Genomic DNA, 16326 nt, shown 5'->3' with positions numbered 1-16326 from the left:
GAGCGCTGAGCCTCGCGCCCAGGGCCCGACCGCCCGCCCCGCACCCGCCGTCAGAAGCCGCGCGTCCGCTTGGCCGCGCGGCGGCCGCCCGGGGCCTCCGCGCCCGGCACGCCCGCGGCTCCGGGCACCCGCAGGAAGAGCCGGGAGATCTCCCCGCCCAGGTTCACCCCGATCGCGATGGCCAGCGCCAGCGCCGCCGCCTTGCTGAGCGAGGCGAGCCCCGTGTTCAGCTCGCCCCGGGCGATCGACAGCAGCCCGAAGTACGTGGCGCTGCCCGGCAGCAGCGGCCCGATCGCGGCCGTGACGTACGGCAGGGCCGACGCGAAGCGGTAGCGGGAGAGCATCTGGCCGAAGAGGCCCACCAGCCCCGCCGCGGCGGCCGTGGCGGCGACCGGCGAGACGTCGGCGGTGTCGGCGAGAGCCGCGTAGACGACCCAGGCCACCCCGCCGTTGAGGGTCGCCAGCCACACCGTGTTGCGCTCCTGCTGGAGCATCACGGCGAAGCACAGGGACAGCATCATCGCCGCCAGTGTCTGGACCACCGGGCGCTCCACCGTGTGGATGGCCGTCTCCGGCTGGAGCCCGGCGTCGAGCGCGAAGCCGAGGTACAGCACGCTCAGCACGCCGACGACGATGCCGACCACCAGGTAGCCGACCTCCAGCAGACGGGCCGCGGCCGTGATGTAGAAGCCGGTCAGACCGTCCTGCACACCGGCGACGAGCGCCCGCCCGGGGATCAGCGCGAACAGCCCACCGGTGATCACCGCCGACGCCCGCACGTCCAGCGGCGACAGCGTCAGCGCCACGCCCACCGCGGCGGGCGGCATCGCCGCCGCCACGAACTGGTAGAACTCCGGCAGTCCGCGCCCGGCCGCCAGCCAGGCCAGCCGGTCGCCGAGCATCGCGCTGACCGCGGCCGCGAGGAACACCACGATGTCGCCGCCGACCAGCACGGACGCCGCACCGGCCAGCACGCCGCCGGCCAGGGTGAGCGCCCAGCCGGGGTACGGGTGCCGGTTCCTGCGGATCTCCGCCAGCCGCCGGTACGCCTCCTCCAGCGTGACGTCCGACTCGTCGACGCTGATGTCGTGGACCAGCCGGTAGACCGCGGCGAGCCGGGTGTAGTCGGTGCCCCGCCGCCGCACCGTGCGGTTGGCCGTCACAGGGTCGTCGACGAGGGACGGCTGATACGTGATCGACAGCAGCGTGAAGGTGACGGTCGGCTCGCAGCGGTCCAGACCGTACGCGCGCGTGATCGCGAACATCGCCGCCTCGACGTCCTCGGCCCCCTCGCCGCCCGCGAGCAGCAGCTCGCCGATACGCAGCGTCAGGTCGAGCACGCGCGGCACGGCGGGGCCGGCCTCGTCCTGCCGGTGCGCGGTCTCCGGCACGGGCCGTTCGCCCACGGGCATCCGCAGCATGGCCCGCATCCGGTCCTGCCAGGGCGCGTCCTTGGTGAGCCGCACCACGGGGACGCCGTGCGCGGGGGTGAAGGCCGGCGGGGAGCTCCTGGCGCTGTACGTGCTCGGCGGCGCGAAAGCCGACCCCTCCGGCTCCGGCGGCGGTTCCGGCAGCAGCCCCTCGGGAACCGCGAACTCCGAGCTGGGATGATCCTCTTCCGGTGCTCCCGGCTGCTCCACCCCAGGAGGCGGAGCGAAGGCGCTGTGCGCCTCGTCGGACTGAGGCTTCCGGTCTTCCGGACCCTCGGGCTCCGCCATATGTCGCCGTCCTCGCTCCCTCTCGTACCAGCCCTGTGTCCGGCCCTCCTGCCCAGTATGGGCACGCCCAAGGGTTGCTACGCGACGCGGGCGGACCGAGGTGTCCCGCCCGCGTCAGGGGTTCGTGCAAGCGGCGTCAGTGCGCGCCGCCCTGCGCCTCCAGGCGCTTGAAGGAGGCCTCGATCTCGGCCTCGGCCTCGGCGCGGCCGACCCAGTTGGCGCCCTCGACGGACTTGCCGGGCTCCAGGTCCTTGTAGACCTCGAAGAAGTGCTGGATCTCCAGGCGGTCGAACTCGGACACGTGGTGGATGTCGCGCAGGTGCTCCACGCGCGGGTCGGACGCCGGCACGCACAGCAGCTTGTCGTCGCCGCCCGCCTCGTCCGTCATCCGGAACATGCCGATGGCGCGGCACTTGATCAGGCAGCCCGGGAAGGTCGGCTCGTCGAGGATGACCAGCGCGTCCAGCGGGTCGCCGTCCTCGCCGAGGGTGTTCTCGACGAAGCCGTAGTCCGCCGGGTAGCTGGTCGAGGTGAAGAGTCGACGGTCCAGGCGGATCCGACCGGTCTCGTGGTCCACCTCGTACTTGTTCCGCGAACCCTTCGGGATCTCGATGGTGACGTCGAACTCCACGGGTGGCTCCTCCATGATCAAGACATAGCAAGACGTGATTGACGGTGATTAAGTGTCCCTCACGCACTTGGGTGATCGCGAAAGGGGCTGGTGCGGGGTGCCGAAGGTCACGACGTGGCAGCTCGCAGCGGGCGCCGCCGTTGCCGGCCTCGCCCTCGCCGCCGGGGCGGTGGCCGCGGCGGGTCCTTGGGACTCGGGCCAGCGTAAGGCCGAGAAGGAGTGGGCGGTGGCCCACGGGCGTACGGGTGGCGTACATCACGGGCGCCCGGCGCCCCGGCGCCCCGCCCCCGCGCCCAGCGCCCCTGTCGTGCTCGCCGCCGCCGACAGCCCGCGCACCGCGTCCGCGAAGGACCCCGCGACCGCCCCGGCCGACCTCGCGAAGGCCCTCGGACCGCTGCTCGGCGCCCCGGGCCTCGGCCCGTCGCCGACCGCCTGCGTCGTCGACCTCGGCACGGGGGAGCGGCTGTACGGGAAGGGGGCGACGGCCCCCATGACCCCCGCGTCCACCGTGAAGATAGCCACGGCCGCCGCCGCCCTGACCGCGCTCGGACCCGACCACCGCATAGCCACCACGGTCGTCGCGACCGCCGGGGCGAAGGAGATCACCCTCGTCGGCGGCGGTGACGCCACTCTCGACCGGGGCCGTCTGGCCACGCTCGCCGACCGCACGGCCCGCGCCCTGCGCGGCCGCGGCGCAGGCGCCGTCCGCCTCGTCCACGACACCTCGCTCTACACCGGCCCCCTGCTGCACCCCATCGGCCCCAACGACAACATCGCCCCGGTCAGCGCCCTGATGGTCGACCAGGGGCGGAACGACCCGCGGAGCACCGGCGCCGCGACCCGCACCGCCGACCCGGCCGGCGAGGCCGCCCGCGTCTTCGCCACGATGCTGGAGGAGCGGGGCGTGCACGTGAGCGGCGTCCCCCGGCCCGGCCGGGCGGCCGCGGAGGCCGTCCCGCTCGCGCAGGTCCTCTCCGATCCCCTCTCCGCGGTCGTCGAGCGGATGCTGACCAGCAGCGACAACGACATAGCCGAGTCGCTCGCCCGGCAGACCGCGACAGCCACCGGTGAGAAGGCGGACTTCGCGGGCGCCGGACGGGCCGTGACCGGACAGCTGCGCCGTCTCCAGCTGCCGCTGGCCGGCGCCCGGTTCGCCGACGGCAGCGGCCTCAACAGACAGGACAAGGTCTCCGCCGCCTTCCTGACGGCGCTGCTCGCCCGCTCAGGCGACCCGGCCCACCCCGAACTGCGCCCGGTCCTCACCGGCCTCCCCGTCGCCGGATTCACCGGCACCCTGGAGAACCGCTACGCACCGTCCTCGGCCGGCTCCGGCCTCGTCCGCGCCAAGACCGGCACGCTCACCGGCGTCAACACCCTCGCCGGCACCGTCGTCGGCCCGGGCGGCCGACTCCTCGGCTTCGCGTTCCTCGCGGGCGGCACCCCCTCGCGGGACGCGGCGCAGGACGCCCTCGACCGCCTGGCGTCGGCCCTCGCGAAGTAGCCACCCGACCGGCGTCCACCCGGGCGGGTCCTGCCGTTCCGCTTGGGCCTGGGGGGCCGGCGGCCCGTGCAGGACACCGCGGACGCCCGCGACCCGGCGCGGCCAGGGCGGGGCCGGCGGGCCACCCGACACCTGCACGTCCCGGCGGTCGAGAACGTACGGTTGTCGCATGACGAGCATCGGTGGTGCCGAGATGGTCGACTGGAACCTCGCCGCGGCGACCGCGACCCGCTTCGTGCGGCCCGGTCCCGACGTGAGCCGTGACGAGGCGCGAGCCGTCGTCGCCGAGCTGCGCCGGCACGCCAAGGCCTCCGAGGAGCACGTGCGCGGCTTCACCGCGATGATCCCCGCGGGCTCGCAGCCGCAGGACACCCCCGTCCTCGTCGTGGACCGGGCCGGCTGGATCAAGGCGAACGTCGCGGGCTTCCGCGAACTGCTGCGCCCCCTGCTGGACAAGATGCAGGAGCGCCGGTCCGGCACGCCGGGCGGTGCGGTGCTGGGCGCGGTCGGCGGCAAGGTGACCGGCGTCGAGCTCGGGATGCTGCTGTCGTTCCTCGCCTCGCGGGTCCTCGGGCAGTACGAGACCTTCGCCCCCGCCACCCGCGACCTGCCGGCCGGCGACCCGAACGGCAACGGCGGCGGCAGGCTGCTCCTCGTCGCCCCCAATATCGTCCACGTCGAGCGCGAGCTGGAGGTCGACCCGCACGACTTCCGGCTCTGGGTCTGCCTCCACGAGGAGACCCACCGCACCCAGTTCACCGGCGTGCCGTGGCTGCGCGACCATCTCGAGGGCGAGATCCAGTCATTCCTGGGCGAGACCGAGATGGACCCGATGACCGTCCTCGAACGGTTCCGGGAGGCCGCGCAGTCGCTCGTCGGGGCCCGCCCCGAGGGCGAGGACGACGAGGGCGGCCACTCCATCGTCGAACTGGTCCAGACGCCCGCCCAGCGGGAGATCCTCGGCCGGCTGACCGCCGTCATGTCCCTGCTGGAGGGCCACGCGGACTACGTGATGGACGGCGTCGGACCGGACGTGGTGGCCTCCGTGACCGAGATCCGGGAGAAGTTCCAGCAGCGCAGGGCCCGTGGCGCGAGCCGCCTCGACGTCGCGCTGCGCAAGCTGCTCGGCCTGGACGCCAAGCTGCGGCAGTACCGCGACGGCGAGCGTTTCGTGCGCTCCGTCGTGGACCAGGTCGGGATGGACGGGTTCAACCGGGTCTGGACGTCCCCCAACACGCTCCCGACCAAGGCGGAGATCGCCAAACCGGCGGACTGGGTCGCACGGGTGCACCGCAAGGCCGAGGGCGCACCGTAGAACAGTGTCGTGAAGGACGGGTCCATGACGGCAGAAGGGCGCCCCTCCAATCACCCGTCCGAGGGACCGTGGGGCATTGGGCAGGCGTGCAATGCTCGGACATTGGCTCGGTTCTGTCACCATCGACGCACTCTGAGTGACTGATTTCCCGTCGCTCTCGTTCACCTCGGACCGAGACACCCCTCCCGAACTTCACGAAGGGCACCGGACATGGGTCCCCATCCTGCGGTCGCGGCGATACGCCTGGCGGTCCGCCGCGTACTCCACGAAGTCCTCACTCAGCACGCAGAGCACGCAAAGCACGCCGACAGCGCCGAAGCCGCCGCCCGCGCCACGCGAGAGCGCCCGCTCGTCCTCGTCGCCTGCTCGGGCGGCGCCGACTCCATGGCGCTCGCCTCCGCCCTCGCCTTCGAGGCCCCCAAACTCTCCCTCCGCGCCGGCGGCATCACCGTCGACCACGGCCTCCAGGACGGTTCCGCGCAGCGCGCGGCCGACGTCGTCGCCCGCCTCACCGCCATGGACCTCGACCCCGTCGAGTCCGTCGCCGTGCGCGTCGGCCGCGAGGGAGGGCCCGAGGCCGCCGCCCGCGACGCCCGCTACGCCGCACTCGACGAGGCCGCCGAGCGCCTCGGCGCCTCGGCCGTGCTGCTCGGCCACACCCGTGACGACCAGGCGGAAACCGTTCTGCTCGGTCTCGCCCGCGGCTCCGGCATCCGCTCGCTGTCCGGTATGGCCGCCGTCTCGGGGACGGACGGCCGCTACCGCCGCCCCTTCCTCCAGATCGACCGCCAGACCGCCCGCAAGGCCTGCATGGTCCAGTCGCTGCCTGTCTGGGACGACCCGCACAACGCCGACCCGGCCTACACCCGCTCCCGGCTGCGCCACGAGGGCCTGCCCGCTCTGGAGAAGGCGCTCGGCAAAGGCGTCGTCGAAGCCCTGGCCCGTACCGCGAGCCTCTCCCGCGACGACGCCGACGCGCTCGACGACTGGGCCGCCGACGCGGCCGCCCGGGTACGGGACGAGAGCGGCGCCCTGGAGTGCGCCAAGCTCTTCGACCTGCCCGCCGCCGTACGGCGGCGGGTACTGCGCCGGGCCGCCATCGAGGCCGGTGCGCCGGCCGGTTCCCTGTTCGCCCGACACGTCGAAGAGGTCGACCGGCTGATCACCGGCTGGCGCGGTCAGCGGGCCATCAATCTGCCCGGCCGGGTGGAGGCGCGTCGCCAGGGTGGCAGACTGGTCATTCGGCAAGGCTGAACCGCCGAGACAGAAAGCGACGCGGGTGAACGAGAAGGACATGGGCAGCGACCTTCAGTCGGTGCTCATCACCAAGGAAGAGATCGACGCCAAGCTCGCCGAGCTTGCCGCCAAGATCGACGCGGAGTACGCGGGCAAGGACCTGCTCATCGTCGGTGTCCTCAAGGGCGCCGTGATGGTGATGGCGGACCTGGCGCGTGCGCTCGCCACCCCCGTCACGATGGACTGGATGGCCGTGTCCTCGTACGGCGCGGGCACGCAGTCGTCCGGCGTCGTCCGGATCCTCAAGGACCTGGACACCGACATCAAGGGCAAGCACGTCCTGATCGTCGAGGACATCATCGACTCGGGCCTGACCCTGTCGTGGCTGCTGACCAACCTCGGCTCGCGTGAGCCGGCCTCCCTGGAGGTCTGCACGCTGCTGAGGAAGCCGGACGCCGCGAAGGTCGCGATCGACGTGAAGTGGATCGGCTTCGACATTCCGAACGAGTTCGTCGTCGGGTACGGCCTGGACTACGCGGAGAAGTACCGCAATCTCCCCTTCGTCGGCACGCTCGCGCCGCACGTCTACGGGGGCTGAGGCACCGGCACGTCCCGGGGAACCCAGGCCGCCTTTCCGCCGTTGGAGCATGGGAAGGCGGTCTCCGGTGACAATGCTGAGGTACCGTCCGAAGAACAGTTGTCTTTTCTCATAGCAGTCTCATAGCAAGTCCCACAGCAGCATTTACCTACGGGCAGGAGGGACGGAGCGGATTCGCTCCGTATGGATGGACGTGAAGCGATACTTCCGTGGGCCGGTCATGTGGATCGTGCTGGCCGTCCTCGCCGTGGTCGTGCTGATGCAGGTCGTCGGCTCGTCCGGCGGCTACAAGACGGTTGACACCGGCGAGGTCGTCCAGGCGATCGACAAGAACCAGGTCAAGCAGGCAAAGCTGACCACCGGCGACGAGCAGATCATCAAGATCGAGCTCAAGAAGGGCCAGAAGGTCGACGGCGGCACCAAGGTGCAGGCCAGCTACATCGGCACCCAGGGCGCCGACCTGGCCGACAAGCTGCAGGAGAAGTTCGAGGCCGGTGAGATCGAGAAGGGCTACACGGTCTCGCCGTCGAAGCAGAGCCCGTTCGTCTCGGTGCTGCTCTCGCTCCTGCCCTTCGTCCTGATCGTCGTGGTCTTCCTCTTCCTGATGAATCAGATGCAGGGCGGCGGCTCCCGAGTGATGAACTTCGGGAAGTCCAAGGCCAAGCTCATCACCAAGGACACCCCCAAGACGACCTTCGCCGACGTGGCCGGATCCGACGAGGCGGTCGAGGAGCTCCACGAGATCAAGGAGTTCCTCCAGGAGCCCGCCAAGTTCCAGGCCGTCGGCGCCAAGATCCCCAAGGGCGTGCTGCTCTACGGCCCGCCCGGCACCGGCAAGACGCTGCTCGCGCGCGCCGTCGCGGGCGAGGCGGGCGTCCCGTTCTACTCGATCTCCGGTTCCGACTTCGTCGAGATGTTCGTCGGTGTCGGCGCCTCCCGTGTCCGGGACCTGTTCGAGCAGGCCAAGGCGAACGCTCCGGCGATCGTCTTCGTCGACGAGATCGACGCCGTCGGCCGGCACCGCGGCGCGGGTCTCGGCGGCGGCCACGACGAACGCGAGCAGACGCTGAACCAGCTGCTCGTCGAGATGGACGGCTTCGACGTGAAGGGCGGCGTCATCCTGATCGCCGCCACCAACCGGCCCGACATCCTCGACCCGGCGCTGCTGCGTCCGGGCCGCTTCGACCGGCAGATCGCCGTCGACCGTCCCGACATGCAGGGCCGGCTGGAGATCCTCAAGGTCCACCAGAAGGGCAAGCCGGTCGCCCCGGACGTCGACCTGTCCGCCGTGGCGCGTCGTACGCCGGGCTTCACCGGCGCCGACCTGTCGAACGTGCTGAACGAAGCCGCGCTGCTCACCGCGCGCAGCGACAAGAAGCTCATCGACAACCACATGCTGGACGAGGCGATCGACCGCGTCGTGGCGGGCCCGCAGAAGCGGACCCGGATCATGTCCGACAAGGAGAAGAAGATCACCGCGTACCACGAGGGCGGACACGCCCTGGTCGCGGCGGCCTCACCGAACTCCGACCCGGTCCACAAGATCACGATCCTGTCCCGCGGCCGGGCCCTGGGCTACACGATGGTGCTCCCGGACGAGGACAAGTACTCCACCACGCGCAACGAGATGCTCGACCAGCTGGCGTACATGCTGGGCGGCCGCGCGGCTGAGGAGCTCGTCTTCCACGACCCGACCACGGGCGCGGCGAACGACATCGAGAAGGCCACGGCCACGGCCCGCGCGATGGTCACGCAGTACGGCATGACCGAGCGGCTCGGCGCGATCAAGTTCGGCGGCGACAACACCGAGCCCTTCCTGGGCCGTGAGATGGCGCACCAGCGCGACTACTCGGAAGAGGTCGCGGCGCTCGTCGACGAAGAGGTCAAGAAGCTCATCGAGACGGCGCACAACGAGGCCTGGGAGATCCTCGTCGAGAACCGCGACGTCCTCGACAACCTGGTCCTCCAGCTGCTGGAGAAGGAGACCCTCGGCAAGGAGGAGATCGCGGAGATCTTCGCCCCGATCGTGAAGCGCCCGGCCCGCCCGGCGTGGACCGGTTCCTCCCGCCGTACGCCCTCCACCCGTCCGCCGGTGCTCTCCCCCAAGGAGCTCGCCCTGACGAACGGTGCCAACGGCAGCACGCCGACGGTCGCGGACGTGACCAAGGCGGTCCCGGCGGAGACCGTCGAGGCGGTCCCCGAGGAGCGCCCGGAGGCCTGAGCCCCCGGCTCGGCGCCGCCCCGGAATGAATGCCGCGTCCCCCAGGTTTTAGCCTGGGGGACGCGGCATTTTCGTATGCCCGCAGCCCGAGCAAGAGGAACGAGGCACAGATGACCGACCCGGTGACGCTGGAAGGCGAGCGCGCGATCGCCGAGTTCGACGAGAAGCGGGCGGAGAACGCCGTACGCGAGCTGCTGCTGGCGGTGGGCGAGGACCCGGACCGCGAGGGGCTGCAGGAGACGCCGGCGCGGGTGGCGCGGGCGTACAAGGAGATCTTCGCCGGGCTGTGGCAGCGGCCGGAGGACGTGCTGACGACGACGTTCGATCTCGGCCACGACGAGATGGTCCTCGTCAAGGACATCGAGGTGTACTCGACGTGCGAGCACCACCTGGTCCCCTTCCGGGGCGTGGCGCACGTCGGCTACATCCCCTCGACGACCGGGAAGATCACGGGCCTGTCGAAGCTGGCCCGGCTGGTGGACGTCTACGCCCGCCGCCCGCAGGTCCAGGAGCGGATGACGACCCAGATAGCCGACTCGCTGATGGACATCCTGGAGCCGCGCGGCGTGATCGTCGTCGTCGAGTGCGAGCACATGTGCATGTCGATGCGCGGCATCCGCAAGCCCGGAGCCAAGACGATCACCTCGGCGGTGCGCGGCCAGCTGCGGGACGCGGCGACGCGCAACGAGGCGATGAGCCTGATCATGGCGCGCTGACGGCTCTCGCCGCAGGCGCCGCGGATCACACCGCCCGGGCCGCCTGGTCGGTGTCGTCGTCGCCGTCCTCGGGCAGCCTGCAGACGCGCTCCAGGAACATCGCGGCCGCGATCACGGCGATGCCCGCCACCACCGAGACCCCGGCGTACATCGCCTGGTCCCGGCGGGCGGGCACGTCGAGCGAGCCGAGCAGGAACACGCCGGTGCCGCCGTACATCCCGCTCACCAGCGCCGCGACCAGTGCGCTCGCCTGGCCGAAGACCACGGCGCGCGCCGCCATCAGCGGTTCGACGCCCTTCGCCCCCGGGCGGCGCTCGCGCTGAGCCTTCAGCCGGGCGCGCAGCGACAGGGCCGTGGCGGCGAGGACGGCGGCGATCACCCCGAGCACGATGGGCGCGGCCAGCGGCACGCTCGGCAGGGTGCCCAGGGAGTCCCACAGACGGGCGCCGCCCCAGGAGAGGACTCCTGCCGCGGCGAAGAGTCCGGCCAGCACACCGAGCCGTAGTTGCTTCACCGCTAAGAGCCGCCCTTCAGCTGTGGTGTCGTACGGGGCATCCCGCACGCGTCGTCCCGCACGGGACCGCGCCGCAGCGCGATCGTCCCGTACGAGCCTAACGACTACTCGGGCAGCCGCAGTTCCAGGTCGGCCCGGGGCTGCACGCCGGCGACGCCTATGCCCGCGAGCAGTTCGGCGACCGCGCCGTGGCCCGGCAGCTGGGCCTCGGGCTGGACGTCGTGCCAGGGGGCGAGCACGAAGGCGCGCTGGTGGGCGCGCGGGTGGGGGAGGGTGAGGACCGGGTCGTCGGAGACGACGTCCGCGTACGCCACGATGTCGACGTCGATCGTGCGCGGGCCCCAGCGCTCGTCGCGGACGCGGTCGAACGCCTCCTCGATGGCGTGGCCGCGCTCCAGGAGCGAGGACGGCGGCAGGGTCGTCTTGATCACGACCACCGCGTTGAAGTAGGACGGCTGACTGCCGGGCTCGACGCCCCACGGCTCCGTCTCGTACACCGGGGAGACCGCCTTGACCCGCAGACCCGGGGTGTCCTCGAGGGCGTCGATCGCGCCCTGGAGGGTCTCCAGGCGGTTGCCCAGGTTGGAGCCGAGCGAGATCACCGCTTGTTTGGGGTTGGACAGAGTGATGTCGGCGGCGTCCACCTGATCCACCACGGAGGTGGGCACCGGCTGCACAGTGGGGTCGCCATGGACCGGGCGCCGGGCAGCGGCTGCCTGGGGGGCGGTGACCGGGTGACGGGTGGGCCTGGTCATACGCGGCTCCGGGTGATCGTGATGGTCACATCGTCGAAGGGCACCGTGATCGGGGCGTCCGGCTTGTGCACCACCACCTCGACCTCCTCGACGCCGTCGTGCTTCAGACACTGCTGGGCGATGCGCTCGGCCAGCGTCTCGATCAGGTCGACCGGCTCGCCCTCGACGACCGCGACGACCTCCTCCGCCACCACGCCGTAGTGCACGGTCTTCGCCAGGTCGTCGTCGGCCGCCGCCGGGCGGGTGTCCAGGCCGAGCACCAGGTCGACGATGAAGGTCTGGCCCTCCTCCCGCTCCCGGGGGAAGACGCCATGGTGCCCGCGGGCCTTGAGGCCGCGCAGCGCGACACGATCCACGCGAATCACTCCTGCTTTCTGTACGAGCGGGATGCGGGCTCCCGGCCACGTGCGGATGGCGCGGTACCCGCATTCGAATCTACCTGCGAGCACCGACACGACATGCCCACGGGTCCCGGGGAACCGCGTGGGCTTGGGGTTAGCCGCGTATACCCGGGGGAGGCTGCCACGAACCTCCTGTGGGGCGCTTACCCACTTACGAGGGGCTGTCCTCGTCCTCTTCGCCCTCGGTTTCGGTCAGTACGGGGGAACCGTGGTGTGACCAGATCTTCCAACCGTCGGACGTGCGGCGGAACACATTGGTGGCGACGACCAGCTGGCCGACGAGCGGCCCGAGTTCGCCCGCCTCCTCGGCGGGACCGCCGCTGAGAATGTTTTCGGTGCAGGTGACGAGCGCCGTGTCGCCGGCCACGCTCACCTTCACGTCGGTCAGGAAGAACTGGATGTACTCGGTGTTCGCCATGATCAGCGCGTACGAGCGCAGGACCTCACCGCGTCCCGAGAGGACGGGCCACCCGGGGTGGACGCAGGAGATGTCCTCGTCCAGCCAGAGCGTGGACAGTTCCTCGAAGTCGCCCTGTTCCATCGCCTCGTAGAAGGCGGTGTTGGCCTTCTCGACCAGCTCCGTGTCGGTAGGGCTCACCGGGCGCCCTCGACGGCGCGTGCGACGCGCACGGCGTCGGCCGTGGCCCGCACCTCGTGGACCCGTACGGCCCAGGCGCCCTCGTGGGCGGCGATGGCGGAGACGGCGGCGGTGGCCGCGTCGCGTTCCCTGGCCGGTGGTGCGGTGCCCTCCTTGGCGAGCACCCGGCCGAGGAACCGCTTGCGGGAGGCGGCGACGAGGACCGGGCGGCCGAGGGCGCGCAGCTCGTCGAGATGGGCCACGAGCGCGAGGTCGTGCTCGGCCGTTTTGGCGAAGCCGAGGCCCGGATCGATCACGATGCGCTCGGGCGCGATGCCGCCCGCGACGACCGCCTCCATGCGCTCACGCAGCTCCGAGACCACCTCGGCGACGACGTCGCCGTACACCGCGCGGCTGTTCATGTCCTCGCTGAACCCGCGCCAGTGCATGACGACGAACGGGGCGCCGGTCTCGGCGACGGCGGGGACCATGCGGGGGTCGGCGAGACCGCCGCTGACGTCGTTGACCAGGACGGCACCGGCGGCGATCGCCTGCTCGGCGACGGAGGCGCGCATCGTGTCGACGGAGACGACCACGCCCTCGGCGGCGAGCCCGCGGACGACCGGGACGACCCGGCGCAGCTCCTCGGCCTCGTCGACGCGGGTCGCTCCGGGCCTGGTGGACTCGCCGCCGACGTCGACCAGGTCGGCGCCCTGGGCGACCAGGTCCAGGCCGCGCTTGATCGCTGCCGTGGTGCCGAACCAGCGGCCTCCGTCGGAGAAGGAGTCGGGCGTCACATTGACGACCCCCATGACCGCACAGCGATCCCACTCCGGCAGGCCGTCGGCCGTACCTCGTGCGCGCAACGTACTCATGTGGCCAGCCTAGGGCCTGCCCGGCGGATCGTGGCCGGGGCCGGTCGCGGGGGCCGGTCGCCCGGCATCCGGGCCCGGCCCCGTCGCCGGGCGCACCCAGGCGCGGTCAGGCGGCGCGGACCTCGTGCTGTTCGGCGCGGCGGGTGAGGTGGGCGCAGGGGCGCGGCTCGCGTGCCGCGCGGCGGCGGGCGAACGGGCGGGGCGGCGAGAGGTTCACGAAGCCCTCCGCCTGCATCGCGGCGAAGCCGATGCGGGGCAGATCGCGGGTGCTGCGGAAAACCACGAATCGCGGTTCCCAGCGCGGCCGGAACTTGGCGTTGAACTTGTACAGCGACTCGATCTGGAACCAGCGGGAGAGGAAGACGAGCAGCCCGCGCCACAGTCGCAGCACCGGGCCGGCGCCGATCTTCTCGCCGCGGGCGAGCGCCGAGCGGAACATGGCGAAGTTGAGGGAGACCCGCTCGATGCCGAGGGCGGGGGCGGCCTGGAGGGCGGCGACGATGAGCAGCTCGTTCATTCCGGGATCGGCGGAGCGGTCGCGGCGCATCAGCTCCAGGGACATGCCGTCGTCCCCCCAGGGAACGAAGTGGATGATCGCCTTCAGATCGCCGTACGGGGCGTGCTCGTCGGCCTTGTGGGCGGTGGCGATCACGGCGTCGCCGTCGGCCGGGTCGCCTATCCGGCCGAGCGCCATCGAGAAGCCGCGCTCGGTGTCGGTGCCGCGCCAGTCGGCCGCGGCCCGGCGGATCCGTTCCAGCTCCTCGTCGGTGAGGTCACGGGCGCGCCGTACGCGGGTCTCGTAGCCGCCTCGCTCGATGCGCTTGACCATCTGGCGTACGTTCCGCATCGCACGCCCGGCCAGGGAGAAATCCGCGACGTCCACCACCGCCTCGTCCCCGAGTTCCAGCGCGTCGAGGCCGGTCTCGCGCGTCCAGACCTCGCCGCCGGTCTCCGAGCAGCCCATGACGGCGGGGGTCCAGGAGTGGGCCCTGGCCTCGTCCATGAAGCGCTCGATGGCGCCCGGCCATGCCTCGACGTCGCCGATCGGGTCGCCGCTGGCCAGCATCACGCCGGAGACGACGCGGTAGCAGACAGCGGCCTTGCCGCTGGGCGAGAAGACGACGCCCTTGTCGCGGCGGAGCGCGAAGTGGCCGAGCGAGTCGCGGCCGCCGTGCGTGGCGAGCAGGGCGCGCAGCCGGCGCTCGTCGTCGGCGGTGAGGCGGGCGGCGGGGTGCTCGGGACGGAAGGCGAGGTAGATCGTGGTGACGGCGGTCAGCAGGCCGAGCGAGCCGAGCGAGTAGCCCACGGTCCACGGGACGTTGCCGGTCCAGTCGACCGGGCCCTCGAAGCCGGCCAGCCCGTACATGACGTGTTCGAGGCGGTCGGTGAGACCGGGGCTGCCGACGATCCTGCCCGGGTGGGCGCTCACGATCACCAGTCCGAGGCCGAGCGAACCGGCGCTCATCACGACGAAGTTGGCCAGCGCGCGCCACCGGCTGCGGGGGTCGGGAAGGGCGGCGAACTCGCCCCTGTGGCGCAGCAGGAGGGTGAGCAGGCCCAGCGAGAGAAGGACGCCGACGACGGAGTGGCGGTAGACGAACTGGGCGACGGCCCCGGCCGGCAGGAGGATCACCGCGGCCCGCCAGGCGCGCCGCTTGTGGCGTCTGATGCCGTGTGCCAGCAGGAGCAGCAGGACTCCGGTGCTGAGCGAGAGCGCGGCGGCGAACGGGCCGAGGGCTCCGGGCAGCACCTCGGCGAGGGTGTGCATCCTGCTGTGCCGGAACCGCGGGAAGACCCCGGCCGCGATGTCGATCAGGCCGACGAGGGTGCAGGCCGAGCCGACGAGCGCGGGTACCGCCTCCGGGCGGGGCCCGCGCAGGACGCGGCGTACCCGGTTCATCGCCCGATGCGTCGCCCGTTTCGGAACCAATGCTGATTTGTCCCCATCTACCGTTGCAGACATCGCTTCCCGTGACTCCGCGAGAGATCGTGCGTCCGGGCCACAGGTCGGTCGGCCCCGGACGATGTGCGCTCTCTAGGACGGCACTTACAGGAAGCGGGTTCATCCGCCGCCGGGAAATTCTCGGCGAACCGGCCCTGTGCCGGGCGCCGACCACCGACGCCGGCCCGTAGCAGAAAGCACTCGCCACCATGGGTCTGACCAGCAACAAAGTCCTGGCCTTCGCCATAGCCGCAGCCGTGCTGCTGTTCGCCGCCACCGTGTGGCTGTGGCCCAGGCTGGCCCGCAGGGGTCTGCGTCCGGTGGCCGGGCGGATCGGGCTGCTGCTCGCCACGCAGCTGGCGCTCTTCGCCGCCGTCGCCCTCGCGGCCAACAACTCCTTCCTCTTCTACGGCTCCTGGGCCGACCTCTTCGGGCAGGAACAGGAGACGGGCGTGGTCGAGGACCAGGCAGCGGGCAGCAGCATCGAGGTCGTCGAGAGGCGCGCGCCCGACGTGCCGGGCGGGTCCCGCGCGGTGACCGGCGGGCAGATCCACAAGGTCGTCGTGTCGGGCGCGACGTCGGGGATCGACAGCCCCGCGTACGTCTACCTGCCGCCGGAGTACTTCCAGGAGAAGCACCGGAAACGCACCTTCCCCGCGGCCGTCGTGCTCACCGGCTACCCGGGCACGGCCGAGAACCTGCTCAAGGGCCTCAAGTACCCCGCCACTGCACACCGGTTGGCCGGGCAGGGCCGGATGCAGCCGATGATCCTGGTGATGCTGCGGCCGACCGTCGCGCCGCCGAGGGACACCGAGTGCGTGGACGTGCCGGGCGGGCCGAAGGCCGAGACGTTCTTCGCGACGGACCTGCCGATGGCGGTCTCGGAGACCTACCGGGTGGGCACGGCCCCGCGGAACTGGGGCTTCATCGGCAACTCCACGGGCGGCTACTGCGCCCTGAAGATCGCACTGCACCATCCCGGGCAATTCGCGGCGGGCGCCGGCCTGTCCGCGTACTACAAGGCCGCGGAGGACCCGACCACAGGCGACCTCTTCCACGGTGACGACCGGGCGCGGAAGCGGGCCGACCTGCTGTGGAGCCTGGACCATCTGCCGCAGGGCAGGTCGTCGTTCCTGGTCACGACGTCCCGGCAGGGCGAGGGCAACCTGAAGGGGACCCTCGCCTTCATCGAGAAGGTCAAGGCGCCCGCGCGGGTGTCGTCGATCGTGCTCGACAGCGGCGGTCACAACTTCAACACGTGGCGGCGGGAGATCCCGCCGGCCCTGGAGTGGCTGAGCGGACGGCTCAGCGCGACGTGACCCCGGC

At 71.8% G+C, this 16326-nt stretch carries 15 protein-coding genes; 7 read left to right on the top strand and 8 right to left on the bottom strand.

Annotated elements, in window-relative coordinates:
* Positions 1–50: 50 nt before the first annotated feature.
* Positions 51–1718, bottom strand: coding sequence for a threonine/serine ThrE exporter family protein (locus ACWD0A_RS22065; protein WP_451300538.1), 1668 nt, complete (start codon positions 1716–1718; stop codon positions 51–53).
* A gap of 136 nt (positions 1719–1854) precedes the next feature.
* Complete coding sequence (locus tag ACWD0A_RS22060; RefSeq protein WP_017949744.1) at positions 1855–2349, bottom strand: inorganic diphosphatase; 495 nt, start codon at positions 2347–2349, stop codon at positions 1855–1857.
* Between the two features lie 97 nt (positions 2350–2446).
* On the opposite strand from ACWD0A_RS22060, the gene dacB reads away from it, so the two are divergent.
* The 6 genes from dacB to folE all read left to right on the top strand — a co-directional run bounded on the left by dacB (position 2447) and on the right by folE (position 9936).
* The gene (gene dacB, locus ACWD0A_RS22055) at positions 2447–3850 is read left to right on the top strand and encodes a D-alanyl-D-alanine carboxypeptidase/D-alanyl-D-alanine endopeptidase (protein ID WP_451300536.1); all 1404 of its coding nucleotides are present in this window, start codon (positions 2447–2449) and stop codon (positions 3848–3850) included.
* Positions 3851–4019: 169 nt separating this feature from the next.
* Complete coding sequence (locus ACWD0A_RS22050; protein WP_451300534.1) at positions 4020–5165, top strand: zinc-dependent metalloprotease; 1146 nt, start codon at positions 4020–4022, stop codon at positions 5163–5165.
* Between the two features lie 210 nt (positions 5166–5375).
* Positions 5376–6419, top strand: a complete 1044-nt coding sequence (tilS, locus tag ACWD0A_RS22045; protein WP_451300532.1) for a tRNA lysidine(34) synthetase TilS — start codon at positions 5376–5378, stop codon at positions 6417–6419.
* Positions 6420–6459: 40 nt separating this feature from the next.
* Positions 6460–6999: a hypoxanthine phosphoribosyltransferase gene (gene hpt, locus ACWD0A_RS22040; protein ID WP_177149689.1), complete on the top strand. Its 540-nt coding sequence runs from the start codon at positions 6460–6462 to the stop codon at positions 6997–6999.
* A gap of 187 nt (positions 7000–7186) precedes the next feature.
* On the top strand, positions 7187–9220 hold the full coding sequence (gene ftsH / locus ACWD0A_RS22035; protein WP_307714184.1) for an ATP-dependent zinc metalloprotease FtsH: 2034 nt from the start codon (positions 7187–7189) through the stop codon (positions 9218–9220).
* A 110-nt stretch (positions 9221–9330) separates the two neighbouring features.
* Complete coding sequence (folE, locus tag ACWD0A_RS22030; RefSeq protein WP_451300530.1) at positions 9331–9936, top strand: GTP cyclohydrolase I FolE; 606 nt, start codon at positions 9331–9333, stop codon at positions 9934–9936.
* A gap of 25 nt (positions 9937–9961) precedes the next feature.
* Here folE and ACWD0A_RS22025 read toward each other — a convergent pair whose 3' ends face one another.
* The 6 genes from ACWD0A_RS22025 to ACWD0A_RS22000 all read right to left on the bottom strand — a co-directional run bounded on the left by ACWD0A_RS22025 (position 9962) and on the right by ACWD0A_RS22000 (position 15021).
* A complete protein-coding gene (locus ACWD0A_RS22025; RefSeq protein WP_451300619.1) occupies positions 9962–10450 on the bottom strand; it encodes a DUF3180 domain-containing protein in 489 nt (162 codons plus the stop codon).
* Between the two features lie 104 nt (positions 10451–10554).
* On the bottom strand, positions 10555–11205 hold the full coding sequence (gene folK / locus ACWD0A_RS22020; protein ID WP_451300528.1) for a 2-amino-4-hydroxy-6-hydroxymethyldihydropteridine diphosphokinase: 651 nt from the start codon (positions 11203–11205) through the stop codon (positions 10555–10557).
* Positions 11202–11561 carry a dihydroneopterin aldolase gene (folB, locus tag ACWD0A_RS22015; protein ID WP_177149541.1) on the bottom strand — a complete coding sequence of 120 codons (360 nt, stop codon included), beginning with the start codon at positions 11559–11561 and terminating at the stop codon, positions 11202–11204. Before folB ends, folK begins: the two co-directional genes overlap by 4 nt.
* A gap of 196 nt (positions 11562–11757) precedes the next feature.
* On the bottom strand, positions 11758–12204 hold the full coding sequence (locus tag ACWD0A_RS22010) for a nuclear transport factor 2 family protein (RefSeq protein WP_307714181.1): 447 nt from the start codon (positions 12202–12204) through the stop codon (positions 11758–11760).
* A complete protein-coding gene (folP, locus tag ACWD0A_RS22005) occupies positions 12201–13058 on the bottom strand; it encodes a dihydropteroate synthase (RefSeq protein WP_451300526.1) in 858 nt (285 codons plus the stop codon). Before folP ends, ACWD0A_RS22010 begins: the two co-directional genes overlap by 4 nt.
* 106 nt (positions 13059–13164) lie before the next feature.
* Complete coding sequence (locus ACWD0A_RS22000; RefSeq protein WP_451300524.1) at positions 13165–15021, bottom strand: phosphatidylglycerol lysyltransferase domain-containing protein; 1857 nt, start codon at positions 15019–15021, stop codon at positions 13165–13167.
* 188 nt (positions 15022–15209) lie between these two features.
* Between ACWD0A_RS22000 and ACWD0A_RS21995 the strand changes: the two genes are divergently transcribed.
* On the top strand, positions 15210–16319 hold the full coding sequence (locus ACWD0A_RS21995; protein ID WP_451300522.1) for an alpha/beta hydrolase: 1110 nt from the start codon (positions 15210–15212) through the stop codon (positions 16317–16319).
* Positions 16320–16326 lie beyond the last annotated feature (7 nt).

It is taken from the genome of Streptomyces sp. NPDC002867, from assembly GCF_053591895.1.
The sequence above is the reverse complement of the archived record's forward strand: the minus strand, read 5'-3'. Positions and strand labels throughout refer to the sequence as shown.

Excerpts from the sequence above, each read along its gene's own strand:
- ACWD0A_RS22065 (WP_451300538.1), bottom strand. The coding sequence starts at position 1,718 with ATGGCGGAGCCCGAGGGTCCGGAAGACCGGAAGCCTCAGTCCGACGAG.
- ACWD0A_RS22050 (WP_451300534.1), top strand. The coding sequence starts at position 4,020 with ATGACGAGCATCGGTGGTGCCGAGATGGTCGACTGGAACCTCGCCGCG.
- tilS (WP_451300532.1), top strand. The coding sequence starts at position 5,376 with ATGGGTCCCCATCCTGCGGTCGCGGCGATACGCCTGGCGGTCCGCCGC.
- hpt (WP_177149689.1), top strand. The coding sequence starts at position 6,460 with ATGGGCAGCGACCTTCAGTCGGTGCTCATCACCAAGGAAGAGATCGAC.
- ftsH (WP_307714184.1), top strand. The coding sequence starts at position 7,187 with ATGGACGTGAAGCGATACTTCCGTGGGCCGGTCATGTGGATCGTGCTG.
- folE (WP_451300530.1), top strand. The coding sequence starts at position 9,331 with ATGACCGACCCGGTGACGCTGGAAGGCGAGCGCGCGATCGCCGAGTTC.
- folK (WP_451300528.1), bottom strand. The coding sequence starts at position 11,205 with ATGACCAGGCCCACCCGTCACCCGGTCACCGCCCCCCAGGCAGCCGCT.
- folP (WP_451300526.1), bottom strand. The coding sequence starts at position 13,058 with ATGAGTACGTTGCGCGCACGAGGTACGGCCGACGGCCTGCCGGAGTGG.
- ACWD0A_RS22000 (WP_451300524.1), bottom strand. The coding sequence starts at position 15,021 with ATGTCTGCAACGGTAGATGGGGACAAATCAGCATTGGTTCCGAAACGG.
- ACWD0A_RS21995 (WP_451300522.1), top strand. The coding sequence starts at position 15,210 with ATGGGTCTGACCAGCAACAAAGTCCTGGCCTTCGCCATAGCCGCAGCC.